We start from the raw sequence: 17,751 nt of genomic DNA, 5'->3' as shown, positions 1-17,751 counted from the left end.
AGTTTTCGCCCAGCGGTTCGATGCGGCTACTCACCCAGGTGACAAATTCGGGGCTTTATTCCGCTGACGTCTCATCAAATTGTGAGCAGCTGCTGGGACGACTCGGACGTTTCGGGATGCGGACGACCGCGTACCACCAAAACGACCCCCACAAGTGCGAGCAGTCCGCCCGCTCCAGCCGCCCCGATGGGCAACGTCTGTCCCACCAGGCGCAGTTGGCGACTGTCGGCCTTGGCGAGTTTCACTTGCTCCTTCTGTGTGTCCGTGGTGAAGGCGAGGCGCTTGCTGTCCAGCAGAACCGCCGCATCCTCGTCGGAACCCGGCGCCCGCAGCGTCTGACGGATCCCGGTCGCGGCGTAGAGGATCCGGCCCGTGGGCTCGTCGACGACCAGCTCGACGCCGTGGTTGGCGTACCACTCCTCGGCGAGCACCTGGCTGCGCTCGGGCTGGTCCACGAGGGTGCCCGGCACCATCCGGGTGCCGTTCTTGGCGGGCGCCACCTTCGCGGTGAACTGCATGCCCTCGTACCCCTGGATCTTCTTCTTGCCCTGGTAGTTCAATGTGATCGTCGAGCCCAGGGTGCTGTCCCACCAGCGGTAATCGCGCTTCTGCACGTCGAAGGGGAACTTCAGATACGCCTCGCCCTCGATGTACGGCTTCTCCTGGCAGCAGTGGACCGGGGCGTTCGTCTTCCGGTTGGTCACCCAGCGCTCCGTCGTCCAGAGCAGCGCGTCGTGCGGGTCGGCCGCCGGCAGCGACTTCTCGGTGTCGAGGGTCGTGGACACGTCCCAGATCGCCCGCCCGCTCTTCTCACTGTCGGCGACATCGCCACGGACCTGCCGGGTGATCGTGATCTTTTTGTTGTGAACGGTTTCGATCTCGTCCGTGTCGAAATAGCTTCCCGTGCCGGTGAGTATGGTCTTGGAATCGATGTCGATCGGGTTCTGCTTAGCACGCGGCTCGACATACCAGGCGAGCAGGGGGGCCAGGACGAGCAAAAACACGCCCAAACCCAGCAGGACCAGCGACAACGGTGAGGCAGTGCGGCGCATCCGGGCACTCCAGAGGGCTTGTGGTGACCAGGCACAGAGATGTGCGGACACAGTGGTGGGAGGGTGCACAAGCGGTATGGGGCGGGAACCGTAGGCGCACCCTTGACTAAGTGTCAATGCATTGTCGAGACTGTCCCTTGCCGGAAGGGGTCGGCTGGGGCGTATGAATGGGCAGGCAACCGCACAGATTTCTGCCGCGGTTGGCCGGGGTGGGACCGCCATTCAACCCGGTGGGACCACTTTTCGACTGAGAGGGCTGAACTTTCGATGCCCAGACTTCTTGCCGCCCTGCTGACGGTCACCGCCGCCGCCGTACTCGCCGTCGGCGCCGCCGTCGGCATCGTCGCGCTGCTGAACGCGACTCCGGAACAGCCGAACACCCCCCTCATCACGTATGAGACGGCCGGCCAGGAGCGCTGACCATGGCGCTCCGCACCCCGGCGACCACCGGAACCGTCACCGTGCGCTCGGCATGGCGTGACGTACCACGCCTCAAGGTCCGGCAGTTCGCGGCCATCGCCCTGGCCGAGGCGCCCGACCTCGCCGAGGAGATCCTGCGGGAGATCCGCCGCGAGTACCCGCACCTGCCCGTCGTCCTCGACGACTCCGGCGAACCCATGGCGCTGATCGGCATCCGCCGGGCCATCGAGGTCTTCATCCAGCACCTGGAGGCCGCCGAGGGCCGCCCGCGCGTCCACCCCGAGGTCTTCCAGGAGTTCGGCCGCGGCGAGGGACTCAACGGCCGCAGTCTCGACTCGCTCCAGGCGATCTACCGCATGGGAGTACGCCTCGCCTGGCGCCGTTTCGCCGAGATCGGGCAGCGCGTGGAGATCCCACCGCCCGCGATGTACGAACTCGTCGACGCCGGCTACGAGTACCTGGACGGGCTCGTCGACCAGTCCGTACGCGGCTACGCCGAGGCCGCCGCCCGGCAGGCCGGCGAACGGCTCCGCCTCCAGCGCGGGCTCATGGAACTCCTGCTCACCGAGCACCACCGGGGCGACCCGACCGAGGCGTTCGTCGAACGGGCCGCGCGCATCGGCTGGCCGATTCCCGGCAAGGTCGCGGTGGGCGTACTGCTGCGGCCCGCCCGGGAGGCTGTCGCCCCCGCCGTCGGGCAGGGCGTACTGCTGGACATGGAGTGCGAGCAGCCCCGGATGGTGGTGCCCGACCCGGGCGCCGCCGGGCGCCCCGAACTGCTGCGGCGCGCGATGACCGGCTGGGCGGGCGCGATCGGCCCGCCGGTCCCGCTGGCCGACGCGGCGAAGTCGCTGCGCTGGGCCGAGGCGGCGGTACGGCTGATGGAGCGCGGACTGCTCCCCTCCGGGGACGTCCTCTACTGCACGGAGCACACGGAGGCCCTGGTCCTCCTCCAGCCCGAGGAGCTGATCGACGACCTGGCGCTGCGCTCCCTGGCGCCGCTCGCCCATTGCGGGCCCACTCATGGGCGCCGGCTGGCGGAGACGCTGCTGGCGTGGCTGGAGACACGGGGTGGGGCTCCGGAGGTGGCGGCTCGGCTGGGGGTCCATCCGCAGACCGTGCGGTATCGCCTTCGGCAGATTCGGGAGCTGTGGGGGGACGAGATCGACGATCCCGATCGGCGGTTCGAGCTGGAGCTGGTGCTGCGTGCGCAGCGGCTTCGGGGGGAGCTGGGGGATCCTCGGGCTCGGCGGTGAGCTTGGCGCCCCGTAAGGGGCGCGGGGCCGTGACGTTTGCGGCTCCGCCGCGATGGGGGTCCTCCGCTCATGGGGGTCCCCCCGCTCGAGCGAAGCCGAGAGTGGGGGAGCAGCCGAGAGTGGGGGAGCGATCAGCCACAACGGACCCGCAGTTTCAGCGCATCCAGCGGAGCGCAAACGTGTTTTCCCTGCTCAGGGGTCCGTGATTGCCTGCATATTGCCTGGCGAAAGCCACTATGAGTAGCCTGTGTTCGTCATGCCGATCGTCTGTTGAAATATCGAACACTAGGGAGGGGCCGGTCGTGGGACGTCTCGTGCCAGCCGTGACCCGGGCTCTCGACATTCTCGAGCTCTTTCTCGACGGGGACGGAACACTCTCCGCCCCCGACATCGTGCGCAAGCTCCAGCTGCCCCGCACCACCGTGCACGAGCTGGTGACCACGCTCGCCGCTCGCCAGTACATCGTGCAAGTACCGGGCCAGCCCGGACGCTACCGCCTCGGTGTGCGCCCGTATCAGCTCGGCAGCCGGTACGCCGAGCAGCTGGACCTCGCCGCCGAGGGCCAGCAGGTCGCCCGGACCGTCGCGGAGACCTGCGACGAGACGGTGCACGTGGCCATCCTGGAGGGCACCGACGTCATATACATCGCCAAGGTCGACTCCACGCACGCCGTGCGCATGGTGTCCGCCGCCGGGCGCCGCCTCCCCGCGCACTGCACCTCCGTGGGCAAGATGCTGCTCGCCTCGCTCCCCGACTCCGAGCTGACCTCGCGGGTCCCCGAGGACGCCGAGCTCGCCGGGATGACACCGAACAGCATCACCGACCCGGCCGTTCTGCGCGAGGCCCTCGCCGAGATCCGCCGCCGGGGCGTAGCAGTGGAGAGCCGCGAGTCGAACCCCGACGTCAGCTGCGTGGCCGCCCCCGTACGCGACCGCACGGGCCAGGTCGTCGCCGCGCTCTCCATCTCCGTACCGATGATCCGCTGGAGCGACGACCGCCGCGGCGAGCTGGAGCAGCTCGCCATGAAGGGCGCCGCGGACCTGTCGGAGCGGCTCGGACACCGGAGCGTGGCATGACCGTCGAAGTGGCCGTACGTGAATACGCCACCCTGGGCGAGGGCCCGACCTGGGATGCCGAAGCCCAGCGGCTGATCTGGGTCGACATCCTCAGCTCCCGGGTCCACACGTACGAACCGGACTCCGGCCGCCGTACGGTCCTGACGACCGAGCAGCACGTGGGCGCCGCGAAGCCTCGTACGGGCGGCGGTTTGGTGCTCAACCTCCGGGACGGCGTGGCGCTCCTCGGTCCCGACGGCGCCGATGGTCCCGACGGCTTCCGGTGGCTGCACCGGGAAGTCGTCCCCGGCCGCCGCGCCAACGACGCCGCGGTCGCCCCCGACGGTTCGCTGTGGGCGGGCACGATGCGCTACGACGAGGCGCCGGGGGGCGGCACCCTCTCCCGTATCACTGCCGACGGCGCGGTGGAGGTGGTCCTCGACGACGTGGCCGTCAGCAACGGCCTCGGCTGGAGCCCCGACGGCAGCCTGATGTACTACATCGACTCGCCGACCCGCCGCATCGACGTCTTCGACATCGGAGACGACCAACGACCGGTCAACAGGCGCCAGTTGGCGGCCATCGAGGACGGCTCCGGCTTCCCCGACGGCCTCACCGTCGACGCCGAGGGCTGCGTCTGGGTAGCCCTCTGGGACGGCGCCGCCGTCCGCCGCTACACCCCGTCCGGCGACCTGGACCGAGTGATCGAACTCCCCACCCGCCGCCCCACGGCCTGCGCCTTCGCCGGTCCCGACCTGACGGACCTGTACATCACCACGGCCCGCACGGGGCTGGAGGACCCGCATCCGATGTCCGGCTCGGTGCTGGTGGTGCCGGGCGCGGGGAAGGGGCTGGCGCAGCCGGCGTTCGCCGGGTAGCCGCACACTTCACGAAGCGCTTTCCCTGTCCAGCAATGGGATTGGGAAAGCGCTTTCTCGTGAACCCTTGACGCGCAAGCGCTTCGATTCTACGGTCCCGTTCGAAGTAGCGGCCGCCATTCGAAATCCCGGATGGCCAGGCATCTCCGACAGTAAGGCGGGGCATGGGACGACCTGACCTGAATCGCAGGCAACTGCTGGGCGGGATCGGCGGATTAGCGATCGCGGGCAGCTTCGGGTTCGCCGCGCTGGGCACCGGCGCCGATGCGCTGGCCTCCGGCGCGGACACCCGGGTGCGCTACTGGAACCTCTTCAGTGGCGGCGACGGCTACAACATGATCGCGATGCTGAACTCCTTCCGTAAGGACCATCCGGACATCGCGGTGAAGGATTCCACCCTCCAGTGGGGCAGCCCCTTCTACACCAAGCTCGCCATGGCGGCCGCGGGCAACCGCGCACCCGACCTCGGCGTCATGCACATGGGCCGGGTCACCGGATTCTCGCCCGGCCGTCTCCTGGACGCCTGGGACGTCGACCTGCTCGCCAAGTACGGCGTACGCGAGCAGGACTTCAGCCCTCAGCTGTGGAACCGCGGCGTCATCGACGGCAAGCTCTACGCCGTCCCGCTCGACATCCACGTCCAGCTCTGCTTCTACCGCAAGGACGTGCTGAAGAAGGCGGGGCTGCTCGGTGACGACGGCCGGATGGTCCCGGTCACCTCCGCCGACGAGTGGTTCGACGTGCTGAAGGAGGCCAAGGGGGCCACGAAGAAGGGCCTGCAGACCATCGGCTTCTGGAACAGCGACCAGAACTTCCAGTGGTGGTTCTTCCTCGCCTTCTACACCCAGTTCGGCGGCACCTGGTTCAACGACGCCGATACCGAGGTCACCTTCGACACCGACAAGGTCACCCAGGTTCTGGAGTTCCTGCGCCGGCACATCACCGACGGGTACTCCAACCCGAGTTTCGGGGGCCTCGCGAGCGCCGAACAGTTCGTCAACGGCTCCCCCTTCGTCTGGGAGGGCAACTGGTCGGTGCCGGTCTTCGACACGGCGAAAGTCGAGTACGGCGCCACCCCGCTGCCGCCCGTCTTCGGCAAGCCCGCCACCCACGCCGAGTCGCACGCCTTCGTCCTGCCGCACCAGGCCGACCGCGGCGGCCCCGCCAACGAAGGCGCCCACCAACTCGCCGCCTACGTCATCAGGCACGCCCGGCAATGGGCGCTCGGCGGCCACATCCCCGCCTACCGGCCGATCCTGTCCACGGCCGCGTACAAGAAGATGAGCCCGCAGAACGAGTACGTCTCGGCCATGGACCACCAGGCCACCGAACCGAAGGTGTGGTTCGCCGGGTCCACCGGCACCCTCGCCCAGCGCGTCGGTCCCATCGTCGTCTCCTCGACGATGGGCTCCGCCAAGCCGGAGACCGCCGCCCGCCGGATGAAGAGCGAGCTCACCAGACTGCTCGCGACGAAGAACCCCATGGACGGCAAGACGGCCGCGCAGGGAGGTACGGTCGCATGACCACCAGCGCCCAGACCGTCATCCGGCCGGCGCGCGCGAAGACCGCCGCCGACACCGCCACCGTCCGCCGCAAGCAGGGCTTCCAGCACGGCGGCTGGTTCGTCGCCCCGTTCCTCACCCTGTTCGCGCTCTTCGTGATCTGGCCGCTGCTGCGTGGCGTCTACCTCAGCTTCACCGACGCCAACATCTCCGGCGACAGCGCGAACTTCGTCGGCCTCGACAACTACCGCGAGGCCCTCGACGATCCCCTGGTGTGGGACACGCTCGGCCACAGCGCGTACTTCACGCTCCTGGTCGTGCCCTGCATCACGGTCCTCGCCTTCTTCCTCGCGATGCTCGCCCACCACATCGAGCGCGGCAAGTGGCTGTGGCGGCTGTGTTTCTTCGCCCCGTTCCTGCTGCCCTCCACCGTCGCCGCCAACCTGTGGCAGTGGCTGTTCAATCCCGGCACCGGCATGATCAACCACGTCTTCGGCATCGACACACCGTGGCTGACCGACAAGTCGTACGCGATGCTCGCCGTAGTCATCTGCACGCTCTGGTGGACGGTCGGCTTCAGCTTCCTGCTCTACCTCGCCGCGCTCCAGGGCATCCCCGACCACCTCTACGAGGCCGCCAAGCTGGACGGCGCGAACGCCTGGCACCGCATGGTCCACATCACCCTGCCGATGCTGCGCAACATCACCGGGCTCGTCATCGCCCTGCAGATCCTCGCCTCGCTCCAGGTCTTCGACCAGGCCGTCGTGATGATGGACTTCCTTCCCGGCCCCGAGGAATCGACCCGCACCATCGTCCAGTACACCCTCGAACAGGGCTTCACCAGCTACCGCGTGGGCTACGCCTCCGCGATCTCCATCATCTTCTTCGTGATCATCGCGTCCTTCGCCGTCGCGCGGATGTGGCTGCTGCGTAAAGGTGAGGAGGGCGTGCGATGACCGCCACGCAGATCCGGGTCAGTTCCCCGAAGGCCCGCAAGCCCTGGACCCCGAGCCAGATCCTTCTCACCCTGCTCGGCACCGCGGTCTCCGTGGTGTTCATGTCCCCGCTCGCCTGGGCCCTGTTCACCTCCCTCAAGTCCGAGACCGAGGCCGTCGCGGTGCCGACGCACTGGCTGCCGGAGAAGTGGACCGGCCAGGCCTGGAAAGCCATCTTCGAGACCGGCAACATCACCAACTGGTTCGTGAACTCCCTCGTCGTCTCCGTCTGCGTCACCTCCGTCGTTCTGCTGGTCAGCGCCCTCGCCGGATACGGCTTCGCCCGCACCGAGTTCCGCGGCAAGGGCGTCCTGCTGGGCCTGGTCATGGCGGGCCTGATGGTGTCACCCGCGGTCCTCGGCGTCCCCCTGTTCACCACGGTCCAGCAGATGGGGATGGTCGACACCTACTGGGGCATGATCCTGCCGCAGTGCGCGCCCGCCGCGATGGTCTACATCCTCTACAAGTTCTTCCAGGGCATCCCGCGCGAACTGGAGGAGGCGGCCTTCATCGACGGAGCCGGCCGCTGGCGGGTCTTCTTCACCATCGTTCTGCCTCTCTCCCGCCCCTCCCTCGCCGCGGTCGGCATCTTCACGTTCATCGCGTCGTGGAACAACTTCCTCTGGCCCTACATGGTGACCAACAACCCGGACCTGATGACCATGCCCAACGGCATCGCGACGGTCATGAACTCGTACGGCATTCAGTGGGCGCAGCTGATGGCGGGCGGCTTGATGGCCGGACTCCCGCTGATCATCGTGTTCGTCTTCTTCCAGCGCCAGATCGTGGCGGGGGTGGCCCATACGGGCTTGGCAGGGCAGTAACTCTCTTAAGTGGTCGCCCAGTTGAGCCCTCTGTAGTGGGCTCAACTGGGCGACCAGCCACAATGGACCCGCAGCCGCCGGCGAAACGAACCACCCCCCACAGAACGCGCCCCGAGAGGAAAAAATGCACACCGCCCGCTTCACCCTCGACCCCGCCTTCACCGTCGGCGAGGTCAACCCCCGGCTCTTCGGATCCTTCGTCGAACACCTCGGCCGCTGCGTCTACACCGGCATCTACGAACCGGGCCACCCCACCGCCGACGAACACGGCATCCGGACGGACGTCCTGGACCTGGTCCGCGAACTCGGCGCGACAGCCATCCGCTACCCCGGCGGCAACTTCGTATCCGGCTACAAGTGGGAGGACTCGGTAGGCCCCGCGGACGAACGCCCCCGCCGCCTCGACCTCGCCTGGCACTCGACCGAGACCAACCGCTTCGGCCTCTCCGAGTACATCGCCTTCCTCCGCAAGGTCGGCCCCCAGGCCGAGCCCATGATGGCCGTCAACCTCGGCACCCGCGGTGTCGCCGAGGCCCTGGAACTCCAGGAGTACGCCAACCACACCTCCGGCACCGCACTCGCGGAGAAGCGCATCGTCCACGGCGACAAGGACCCCTTCGGCATCAAACTCTGGTGCCTCGGCAACGAGATGGACGGCCCCTGGCAGACGGGCCACAAGACGGCGGAGGAGTACGGCCGTATCGCCGCCGAGACGGCCCGCGCGATGCGCCAGCTCGACCCGACCGTCGAGCTGGTCGCCTGCGGCTCCTCCAGCCAGAGCATGCCGACGTTCGCCGAGTGGGAGGCGACGGTCCTCAAGGAGACGTACGACCTGGTCGACTACATCTCTCTCCACGCCTACTACTGGCCGGAGGACGGTGACCTCGACTCCTTCCTCGCCTCCGCCGTCGACATGGAGTCCTTCATCGACAACGTCGTCGCGACCGCCGACCACGTGGGCGCGAAGCTCAAGTCGAAGAAGCGGATCAACCTCTCCTTCGACGAGTGGAACGTCTGGTACCTGCCCAAGTGGGAGGAGCACGCGAAGACGTTCGAGCAGGACGACTGGCCCGAGGCCCCTCGCCTCCTGGAGGACAACTACAGCGTCATGGACGCGGTCGTCTTCGGCTCACTCCTCATCGCCCTGCTCCGGCACGCGGACCGCGTGACCGTGGCCTGCCTCGCCCAGCTCGTCAACGTCATCGCCCCGATCATGACCGAGCCGGGCGGCCCGGCTTGGCGCCAGACGACGTTCTTCCCGTTCGCGCAGGCCTCGCGCCACGGGCGTGGCCAAGTCCTCGACGTGCGGGTCGACTCACCGACATACGAGACGAAGAAGTACGGGGAAGCGGACCTGCTGCACGCCACGGCGGTGCGGGCGGAGGACGGCTCGGTGACGGTGTTCGCGGTCAACCGCAGCCGTACCGACTCCCTCCCCCTCGAAGTCGCCCTGAACGGCCTGGAGTTGACCACCCTGCTCGAGCACACCGCACTCGCGGACGCCGACCCCGACGCCCGCAACACCCTCGACAACCCGGAACGCGTCACCCCGCACCCCGTGGACGGCACGACACTCCAGGACGGCACGCTGAACGCCGTACTGGAGCCGCTGTCCTGGAACGTGATCCGGCTTCGCTAGTACGTCCACCAGCAGAGTCCCCTCGTACGACGACGTGGGGAGGGCCCTCACCAGCCAACCCTCCCCGCGATCGCCGACGCGCCCTGGCCGGACGTACGCGCTCACGGGCTCATGACCCATCAGGCCCATCAGGCCGTGCCGGCCATCAGACCGTGCCGGCCGCCTCGGCCAGGATTCGGGCCAGCTCGGTGGGCTTGGTGAACATGGGCCAGTGGCCCGAGTCGATGTCGGCGAAGTCGACGTGCTTTGCCCGGGCGAGTTCCGGGACGTCGCCGGAGCCGATCCACTCCCGCGCCTGAGCGGGCGTGAACTCCGGGCACACGACCACGACCGGGACGTCGAACCGCCGCTCGTCCGTCAGCCGCACCACGCCCTTGGCGACGCCTGCGGGCACGGGGATCGCGGCGGCCGCGAACTTTCGCCTGGCCTCGTCGTCGAGGTCGGCGGCGTCCGGCCCTTCAAAGGGGCCCCAGCCCGGGAAGGGCATGACGCCATCTCTCACCTCGAAGAAATCGGCGTACGGCTGACCGTCGAGGGTCGGGAAACCGCCGACGAGGGAGACCTTGGCCAGCCCCTCCGGCCGCAGGTCGGCGGCAAGCCAGGCCAGCGCGCATGCGGCTGAATGCCCCACCACCATGGGCTTACCGGCCGCCGCGTCCACCGCGGCGAGCACCGCCGCCACCTGATCGTCGAGCGTGGCGGACGCGCCACCGTCCCCCTGTCCCGGCAGATTGACCGGCACCGGCCGATGGCCGAGCGATTCCAGTTCAGACGCGACGCTGCCCCACGCGGATCCGTCCAGCCACAGGCCGCCAATGAGCAGGATGTCCACGGTCAGTTCCCCTTCTTCAGCTCGATGGCCCTCACCTTGAAGTGCTCTCCTCCCTTCGCAAGCTCAGGAAGGAGATTCCTGTCTACCTTGCGGCGGCGGGTTTGGCGCCACGGGTGCGCCTGACGACTGCCCTCCCGGCAGCCGGGATCGCCACGAGGCCGATCCGGTACAGGTGCAAGACGTTCCGAGCTGCGTTGTGGTCGGCGTTGCCTTCCCATCCGCAGTCGGGGTTCTTGCATACGAACGTGGCCTGGTCCTCCCGGCTGCCGCGCGTGATGAAGCCGCAGGGTCCGCCATCACCAGGAACCCACCACCGGTGTACTGGTCCAGCCTGCGCCCACCGAGCGTCTCGACCCGCTGCTGCTCGGCGGCGGGATCGGGAGAGGCGATGTCGAAGTGCATCCGGTTCTTGCCCAACTTGGGTTCGGCGGTTTGCTGAAAACCAAGCCCCAGACCGTTCTCCCGCCGCAGCCAGACATACGGACCCATACGGCCCACGACCGGCCTGCCGAGCAACTCGGACCAGAACGCGGCGAGCCGCTCGGGTTCTGCGGCATCGACGATGAGGGCATTGATCTGCATAGATGAGTCCGCCACGCCGCGATCCTCTCAAGCGGGCCCGGAGCCGCTCAGTAGCGGCTCTGACGAGGGGGACGGGCACGTGCTTCACATACGACAGAGGCGGGGCGCCCGTTGCGGATCATGGAGTTCGGGGTGCCCTGCGGTGCGTGGACGAATCCCGCCGTGTGGCCGGTGGGTGCGGCGCCGTGGTTTCCGCGGGCGTGGCCGACTTCGGCAGGTCCGGTGTTGAGTCCCGCAGACTGCCGAGCGCCAGGACCGTCATCGCCACCGCGGCTCCCGCCGCCACCCCGAAGCCGCCGTGCGCACCGCCCGCGTCCACCACCCGCCCCGCGACCGCCGCGGCGCCCGCTGATCCTGCCGCGCTTGCGGAGTTGCCCCAGGTGAACGCCTGGGTGAGGACGGCGCGCGGGACCGACGACTCGGTGAGGACGGAGGTGAGGATCAGGAGGACCGGGATGGCGAGTCCGGTCAGGGCGAGGGTGGCGCCGACCGCGAGGGGCGCGTCGAGGAAGGTCAGCGGGAGGCTCGTGAGGGTGAGGCAGGCGGCTGCTGCTGCCTGGTGGCGCCGGGGTGAGCCGCCGGGGCGCCATGCTCCGTAGGCCCAACCGCCCACCAGGTTGGTGCAGTTGGAGGCGAAATAGAGCAGCGCTGCCGCGTCCGGCGTGCCGCGTGAGACGGCGTACGCGGCGACGGACACCTGCATCGCGCCGAAGAACACCCCGAGCGCGAGGCCGAGCGCGACCTGCCGCAGGAATGCGGAGCGGAGCAGCGCGCGTCCGGCGTGCCGGCGTTCGGCGCGGCCGATGAGGGGCGGCATGGTGCGGCGCTGGGCGGCGAGGGCGAGCCCGCCGCCGACGACGAGCGCGGCGGCGAGCAGCACCCCGGCGCCCGGGCGGCCCGCCGCACCGAGAACGCTCACCAGGGCCGGGCCGGCCAGGTAGGACACGCCGTTGGCGAGGGCCTCCAGGGCGAAGGCGGTGGGCAGCGCGGCAGCCCGTTCGCCGGACAGCAGGGCGGACCAGCGAGCGGCGGACAGGGCACCGAGCTGGGGCAGCGTTGCCCCGACGAGCACCCCGGCGACGAGGTCCGGAACGGCGCCGGCGAGCAGCAGCGCCACGGCCCCGGCATGCGCGCCCAGCGCGCAGGGAAGCACCCGCGCCTGCCCGAACCGGTCGACAAGGCGCCCTATCTGGGGCCCGGCGACGGCGTCCGCGACAGCGAACCCGCCGGTGACGAGACCCGCGGCGGCATACGACCCGGTGCGCGCGTGCACCAGCCAGACGATGCCGATCCCCGTCATGGCGATGCCCAGACGCCCGACAGCGGCGGGAAAGAAGAAGGCCGCGGCACCCGAAGTGCGCAGCAGGGTGCGATAGTTCGCCGAAGCCGAAGGCACGACGCGTCCCTTTCGCCGCCCGGCGGGACGCGCCACACGGGGTCGTCGGCGTCCGGATGTGCCGACCCGTGGCTGCACCTGAAGTCGTCCAGTGGTGACGTGGAGCGGGGACGCGCACCCCACGCCGACTCCGTCACCGGGCAGATGTCATGCGGTAGTTGATGACGTCTTCGAGCATAGAGCGGCTGCGCGCAACAGGCCACGAGGCCCGCGCTCCACTCGCCGACGGCGGACCAGGGCGGCCCCGGCCGCCTGTGGGACGAACTGGAGCGGATCCGTCACCGGCTCAATCGCGAGGGCGGTTTGCCGGGTCATCGCCCGGCCGCACCGCGACGAACACGAACTCCAGGCCCGGCCGATCGGGCGCATCCCGCACGTCCTCCACCACATACCCGTGTGCGGCCAACTCCGCCTCGACTTCCTCCCGTTCGCGGAATCGAAGCGTCGAGTCCGACGTCAGTACCTGCCCGTCCGCGGCGAAGACATAAGTCCCGCGGAACGTCACCAGCGGCCCACTGACGTCGATCAGGTCCAGCCAATGCTCCACCGCGCCGACGCCCGGAATCTCCGTAACGCCGTACCTGGCTTCCCGGTTCCACGTCTCCCAGGCGCGCTTCGCGGGATCCCGGGTCTCGAACACGAAACGCCCGCCCGGCCGCAGCGCTGCGTAGACGCCGCGCAGGGTGTCCTGCCAGACCCGCGGGTCGACGACGGCCTGGGCAGCGTTGCCTGTCATCGTCGCGAAGTCAACTTGCAACGGGGGAAGCGCTGTTGCATCGCCATGGATCCAGCGCACCCGGTCGGCGCCTGGCTTGGCCCGGGCCACTTCGAGGGACGCCGCGGCAGGATCCACACCGACCACCTCGACCCCGCGATCGGCCAGCAGAAGCGCGAAGACGCCCGTCCCGCAACCGACATCCAGCACACGACGCGCTCCGAACTCCTCCACGACACCCACGTACGCATCGAGATCGCGGCGATCGGAATCGAGCACGTCGTAGATCGCGGCGAGCCGCGGATGCACGAACAACTCGTCAGCCATGCGCCCGAACGTATCCGGAGACGACACTCAACGGCTGCTCATTTTCGCCTGAGCTGATCCGTGAGCAACTCAGCCAGTCCGTCGGCGAATTCGGTGAGCCGGTGCAATTGTGGTCCACTGCGGGCGATACGTAATCCGTGACGGCGGCCGTGGAACGCGGCCGCGGAGATCAGCCTGGACGGCGTAGAACTGGGCCCATTCCCGCGATCGCGTACCGCGAGTCCGGAGGCGTCGGGCGATGCGCCCGCACTGCCACGGGGATTCGCCAACAGCATCCTCTACTCGCGGGGCAGAGGTGGCCGGTTCGCCGGGGAGGCCACGATCTCCGCGCGCAGTTCCCGGGCTGCGGCGGCGATGCGCTTGCGGCTGCTCATCAGGGCCCGTCAGTGGTGCGGGGTGGCGACGGCGGCGAGTTCCGTACCGGGGCGGACGGTGAGTCCGTTCATGCCGTAGATGATCTTTCCGGTGGCGGTGGCGGTGACCTTGTGCTCGGTGCCGTCGATCGGGTCGATGATGCGGCCGATGGTCTGTCCCTCGGTCACCTCGTCGCCGGTGACCGCGTCCGGGTACCACAGACCGGTGACCTGGGACGCGGCCTCGCCCGTCCAGATCCAGTCGCGCGGCTGCACGGTCGCCGGCTTGACGTGCTCCGACGCCTCGATGACACCGAGGTGGTGCAGGAGCCGGTACAGCGCGTCGAGCAGCCTGCACACGGTGGCGGAGTCGCGGTCGCCGAGCTTTCCGGTCTCGACGAGGATCGCGGGGACACCCTGCCGGTTCGCCGCGGCGTGGCTGTTGCCGCCGTCCGGGCTGGTGCCGAAGATGACTCGCTCGTATCCGACCGCGTGGGCCATTCCCCTGTTCTTCGCATCCAGCTCGTCGTCGCCGGTCAGGCGGTAGCCGACGAAGTCGAGCAAATGCTGGTCGATGCCGCCGCTGTGCAGGTCCACGTAGGCATCGGCGCCGTCGATCAGGTTCTCGAACAGCCAGGCCGCCATGCGGTCGGTGGGGCCGCCGTCCTTGTCGCCGGGGAAGACGCGGTTGATGTTGACGCCGTCCAGCGGGGAGATGTTGAGCCTGCCGCCGTAGACGGCCGGCGGATTGGCCACGGGGCAGATCACCACCTGGCCGGCGGCCTCGTCCGGTTCCAGCAGTCCGGCCAGGCGGGTGGCCGCGTCGACGCCGATGAACTCGCCGCCGTGGACGCCACCGGTGATCACGACCCGGGGGCCGGGACGGGTGCCGTTGACGAGGACCAGGGGCACCTCCGCCGTCGTGGTGCCGAGGTCGGCGGGCAGGCTTCCGCGGGTCTTCTGGCCGGGCCCGGCCCTCAGCGGGCCGATGGTCAGCGTCATGGCTTTCCTCGTTCGGGCTCAGGCCGCGGTGCGGCCGTTTGTGGTGATGAAGTCGATCGGCTGGGAGGCGCGGCCCTCCAGGGCTTGCCCGCTTCAGGGCTGAACGGCCGAGCGCAGTTCGGGCAGGGTCAGGACATCGTCCAGCGCGTCGACGTAGAGATCCACGTGCTCGCGGCGGAAGGTCATGGGCGGTTTGATCTTCAGTACGTTGTCGTGCACGCCATTGGGGAAGACGATGACGCCTCGCTCCTTCATGAGCTCGGTGACCATGAAGGCCGGCTCAGTGGCCGGCATTTTGGTGGTGCGGTTGCGGACCAGTTCGACGCCGAGGTAGAGCCCTTCTGCCCGCACGTCACCGATGAGCGGTTGGCGCTGCTGGAGCTCGCGCAGCGACTGGGCGAAGTACCCGCCCACGCTCACGGCGTTCTCCCGCAGTCCGTCCTGTTCGACGATGTCGAGCACGGCCTCGCCGATCGCGCAGGAGACCGGGTTGCCGCCGAAGGTGTTGAAGTACTTCATGCCCGTGTCGAACGCGTCGGCGATCTCCCGAGTCGTGACCAGCGCCGCGAGGGGATGCCCGTTTCCGAGCGGCTTGCCCATCGTGACGATGTCCGGGACTACCCCCTGGAGCTCGAAACCCCACCAAGGCCCGAGTCGTCCGACGCCGACCTGGACCTCGTCGGAGATGCACAGGGCGCCCGCCCGCCTGGCAGCGGTGAACACGCCATCGAGGTAGCCGTCGGGGAACACGATGTTCCCACCCGATCCCATCAGGGACTCGGCGATGAAGGCGGCTGGGGGTCGGCCGTCGGCCGTGATCCGCTCGATGACAGCCGCGGCGTCGCGCGCGTACTTGGCTCCGGCGTCCGCGTCGTCGTACCCGTAGGTGCTGCGGTAGCGGTCCGGGACGACGACCTCGTGGGTGGTCGCGGGTGCGCCGGCGCCGCCGGGGCCCTTGTAACGGTTCGGGCTGATCCCGGTCACCACGCCGGTGTTTCCGTGGTACGCGCCGTCGATGTTGACGATGTGCTGACGGCCTGTCACCTGGCGGGCGATCCGCAGCGCCAGGTCGTTTGCCTCGCTGCCCGTGCACACGAGGAAGACGACCTCGAGCGGGTCGGGCAGCGTGGCCACCAGCTTCTGCACGTAACTGGCGATCTGCGGGTAGACGAAACGGCTGTTGGTGTTGAGCTTGTGCAGCTGTCGGGTGGCGGCGGCCGTCACCCGTGGCTCGGCATGGCCGACGTGGGTGACGTTGTTCAGCGAGTCCAGATAGGCCAGGCCGTCCTCGTCGTGGAACCACACGTCCCGCCCACGCACCAGGTTCATCGGGTTGCGGTAGTAGTTGCGCTGGGAGCGAGCGATGTGGCGACGGCGCACCGAGACGACGTCGTCGATGGTGGGGACCGCGGCGGGGGATTCGGTGAGCCCGAAGAGCCGGGCGGGGTCGGGTGACAGGTGGCTCCACACCTGCCGTGCGGAGGGCGGCACGGTACGAGGCGGCGGCCACGCGGCCATCCGTGCGGTGCGGTGGATCTGCACCTGGACGCAGGGCCCGAGCGGGTCCGTCTCATCGCTCGCGCCGGCGCGTCCCAGCGGCGCCCCGGCCGGGACGCTCGCCGCAACGGGCGGCGAGTCGTCGAGTCCCCACCAGCACGTCCAGAACCCCAGCCCCTCGACCGCATGTCGCAGCACCAACGGCATACCGGCGCCACCGCGGGCCTCGACGACGCCGGACAGCGGGCTGGCAACCTCCTCGGCGTCTGCCACGATCAGCGAGCCGCCGACCTGAACCGTCGCGGGCTCGTCGGCTCCTGGGCGGCGTCGGCCCCCCAGGAGCAGCGATGCGCTGAGGTGGGGCACGTAGCCCCTCCGCCGCCGTCCGTCGAGGACGTCGTCGATGCTCGCGCGCACCGCCCTCGCTTCGTGCCAGTCGACTTCGTCGTAGAGATCACTGGCCGGTCGCAGGTCGAGCAGCTGCGGGGCCGGTGCGTGCGGGGCGCCGTCTCGGGCCGCCTCTGCCAGGACCTCTTCCAAACCCCGCTGCTCCCGCGTCCGCGGGAGCCCACACGCGACCCGGAACGTCGCCTCGGCGACGTCGGGGCAGACCTCGGCCACCTGCGCGATCGCCGGCCAGGTGTGTTGCACGCGGGCCCGCCCGTACGGCGTGCCGCTCTCGGCGACCCGGCGCGTCCACGTCACGGCGTTCATGCACAGCCGGGCGGCCGCCAACGGATAGACAGCCGCCAGTTCCTCAGCCGTGAGGGGAAGCACCGAGTGGAAGCCGGCCACGACTTCGGCCGCCGCAGCTAGCGGGTCGGCCTTGCGGACCATGGCGTAGCCCGCCGCGATCGCCACCTCTGCCGCGCGCACACTGTAGAGCGAGTCGCCCAGGTCGACGATGCCCGAGATCCGCAGCACCCCGTCCTCGTCGGCGTCGGCCAGAACGTTGGCGTCGTTGAGATCCTGGTGTACGACGCTCCGCGGCAGTCGGTCCCATGCCGGCAGGAGATCGTCGTACCAGCCCATGATCGTGCGCACCGACTCCCGCCGGTCCGCGTCCTGTACGGCGTGCAACGACGCCTCGACGATCTCGGCGGCCCGGCGCATGTCCCAGTCGTGCGGTTCCAAGCCCACCGGTGGCTCCATGCTGGAGAGTCCGAGGCTCAGCCGCCCAGCGGCTTCTCCCAGCTGACGCAGTAGCGCCGCGGGGTGGTCGTCGAGATCCGCCAGGACCCGGCCCTCGATCCAGCTCATCACGCGGACCACGTGTGTTCGGCCCTCGTGGACGACGTCGGCAAGGCACTTCCCCTCGCGTGTCGGGACCAGTCGTGGCACCGGAAGGTCGGGAACGGTGGACGCCAGATGCTGGAGGAGTGAGTTCTGCCAGAGGACGTCGGCTGAGTCCGGCTGCGCGCGGGTG

14 protein-coding genes and 2 pseudogenes are annotated in these 17,751 nt (G+C 69.3%); 8 read left to right on the top strand and 8 right to left on the bottom strand.

Annotated elements, in window-relative coordinates:
• Window positions 1-74: 74 nt before the first annotated feature.
• On the bottom strand, window positions 75-1,052 hold the full coding sequence (locus G6048_RS23595) for a DUF3068 domain-containing protein (RefSeq protein ID WP_165341587.1): 978 nt from the start codon (window positions 1,050-1,052) through the stop codon (window positions 75-77).
• Between the two features lie 267 nt (window positions 1,053-1,319).
• On the opposite strand from G6048_RS23595, the gene G6048_RS23590 reads away from it, so the two are divergent.
• The 8 genes from G6048_RS23590 (at window position 1,320) to arfA (ending at window position 9,621) form a co-directional block, all read left to right on the top strand.
• Entirely contained in the window at window positions 1,320-1,472 is a 153-nt protein-coding gene (locus tag G6048_RS23590) for a hypothetical protein (protein ID WP_165341586.1), read from the top strand.
• A 2-nt stretch (window positions 1,473-1,474) separates the two neighbouring features.
• Window positions 1,475-2,728 carry a PucR family transcriptional regulator gene (locus tag G6048_RS23585; protein ID WP_165341585.1) on the top strand — a complete coding sequence of 418 codons (1,254 nt, stop codon included), beginning with the start codon at window positions 1,475-1,477 and terminating at the stop codon, window positions 2,726-2,728.
• Window positions 2,729-3,030: 302 nt separating this feature from the next.
• A complete protein-coding gene (locus G6048_RS23580; RefSeq protein WP_165341584.1) occupies window positions 3,031-3,804 on the top strand; it encodes an IclR family transcriptional regulator in 774 nt (257 codons plus the stop codon).
• Window positions 3,801-4,661, top strand: a complete 861-nt coding sequence (locus G6048_RS23575) for an SMP-30/gluconolactonase/LRE family protein (RefSeq protein WP_165341583.1) — start codon at window positions 3,801-3,803, stop codon at window positions 4,659-4,661. Before G6048_RS23580 ends, G6048_RS23575 begins: the two co-directional genes overlap by 4 nt.
• Window positions 4,662-4,825: 164 nt before the next feature.
• Window positions 4,826-6,184 (top strand): extracellular solute-binding protein, encoded by a 1,359-nt coding sequence (locus tag G6048_RS23570; protein WP_165341582.1) that lies wholly within the window; start codon window positions 4,826-4,828, stop codon window positions 6,182-6,184.
• The gene (locus G6048_RS23565; protein WP_165341581.1) at window positions 6,181-7,119 is read left to right on the top strand and encodes a carbohydrate ABC transporter permease; all 939 of its coding nucleotides are present in this window, start codon (window positions 6,181-6,183) and stop codon (window positions 7,117-7,119) included. Before G6048_RS23570 ends, G6048_RS23565 begins: the two co-directional genes overlap by 4 nt.
• Complete coding sequence (locus G6048_RS23560) at window positions 7,116-7,982, top strand: carbohydrate ABC transporter permease (protein WP_165341580.1); 867 nt, start codon at window positions 7,116-7,118, stop codon at window positions 7,980-7,982. Before G6048_RS23565 ends, G6048_RS23560 begins: the two co-directional genes overlap by 4 nt.
• A 124-nt stretch (window positions 7,983-8,106) precedes the next feature.
• Complete coding sequence (gene arfA, locus G6048_RS23555; protein WP_165341579.1) at window positions 8,107-9,621, top strand: arabinosylfuranosidase ArfA; 1,515 nt, start codon at window positions 8,107-8,109, stop codon at window positions 9,619-9,621.
• A 145-nt stretch (window positions 9,622-9,766) separates the two neighbouring features.
• Here the strand turns inward: arfA and G6048_RS23550 are convergent, their stop codons facing one another.
• The 7 genes and pseudogenes from G6048_RS23550 to G6048_RS23525 form a co-directional block, all read right to left on the bottom strand.
• Window positions 9,767-10,453 (bottom strand): alpha/beta fold hydrolase, encoded by a 687-nt coding sequence (locus G6048_RS23550; RefSeq protein WP_165341578.1) that lies wholly within the window; start codon window positions 10,451-10,453, stop codon window positions 9,767-9,769.
• Between the two features lie 82 nt (window positions 10,454-10,535).
• Window positions 10,536-10,739 (bottom strand): annotated as a pseudogene (locus G6048_RS49775) (RNA-guided endonuclease TnpB family protein); the annotation flags it as partial.
• Window positions 10,739-11,035, bottom strand: a pseudogene (locus tag G6048_RS23545) (VOC family protein); the annotation flags it as partial. The pseudogenes G6048_RS49775 and G6048_RS23545, both read right to left, overlap by 1 nt.
• Window positions 11,036-11,153: 118 nt before the next feature.
• Window positions 11,154-12,431 (bottom strand): MFS transporter, encoded by a 1,278-nt coding sequence (locus G6048_RS23540; protein ID WP_328826768.1) that lies wholly within the window; start codon window positions 12,429-12,431, stop codon window positions 11,154-11,156.
• Between the two features lie 286 nt (window positions 12,432-12,717).
• Window positions 12,718-13,473, bottom strand: coding sequence for a class I SAM-dependent methyltransferase (locus G6048_RS23535; RefSeq protein WP_165341577.1), 756 nt, complete (start codon window positions 13,471-13,473; stop codon window positions 12,718-12,720).
• A 383-nt stretch (window positions 13,474-13,856) separates the two neighbouring features.
• Window positions 13,857-14,828, bottom strand: a complete 972-nt coding sequence (locus tag G6048_RS23530) for a succinylglutamate desuccinylase/aspartoacylase family protein (RefSeq protein ID WP_165341576.1) — start codon at window positions 14,826-14,828, stop codon at window positions 13,857-13,859.
• Between the two features lie 93 nt (window positions 14,829-14,921).
• The coding region (locus G6048_RS23525) for an aminotransferase class III-fold pyridoxal phosphate-dependent enzyme (RefSeq protein ID WP_165341575.1) at window positions 14,922-17,751 on the bottom strand (2,830 nt) is incomplete at its 5' end.

Origin of the sequence: Streptomyces ureilyticus, from assembly GCF_011045025.1 — a bacterium.
Lineage (GTDB): Bacteria > Actinomycetota > Actinomycetes > Streptomycetales > Streptomycetaceae > Streptomyces > Streptomyces ureilyticus.
Note: the sequence above shows the minus strand (reverse complement) of the source record. Positions and strands in the feature narration are given on the sequence as shown.

Coding starts and splice junctions, on each gene's coding strand:
- G6048_RS23530 (WP_165341576.1), bottom strand. CDS start 14,828: ATGACGCTGACCATCGGCCCGCTGAGGGCCGGGCCCGGCCAGAAGACC.
- arfA (WP_165341579.1), top strand. CDS start 8,107: ATGCACACCGCCCGCTTCACCCTCGACCCCGCCTTCACCGTCGGCGAG.
- G6048_RS23585 (WP_165341585.1), top strand. CDS start 1,475: ATGGCGCTCCGCACCCCGGCGACCACCGGAACCGTCACCGTGCGCTCG.
- G6048_RS23535 (WP_165341577.1), bottom strand. CDS start 13,473: ATGGCTGACGAGTTGTTCGTGCATCCGCGGCTCGCCGCGATCTACGAC.
- G6048_RS23570 (WP_165341582.1), top strand. CDS start 4,826: ATGGGACGACCTGACCTGAATCGCAGGCAACTGCTGGGCGGGATCGGC.
- G6048_RS23590 (WP_165341586.1), top strand. CDS start 1,320: ATGCCCAGACTTCTTGCCGCCCTGCTGACGGTCACCGCCGCCGCCGTA.
- G6048_RS23595 (WP_165341587.1), bottom strand. CDS start 1,052: ATGCGCCGCACTGCCTCACCGTTGTCGCTGGTCCTGCTGGGTTTGGGC.
- G6048_RS23560 (WP_165341580.1), top strand. CDS start 7,116: ATGACCGCCACGCAGATCCGGGTCAGTTCCCCGAAGGCCCGCAAGCCC.
- G6048_RS23575 (WP_165341583.1), top strand. CDS start 3,801: ATGACCGTCGAAGTGGCCGTACGTGAATACGCCACCCTGGGCGAGGGC.
- G6048_RS23565 (WP_165341581.1), top strand. CDS start 6,181: ATGACCACCAGCGCCCAGACCGTCATCCGGCCGGCGCGCGCGAAGACC.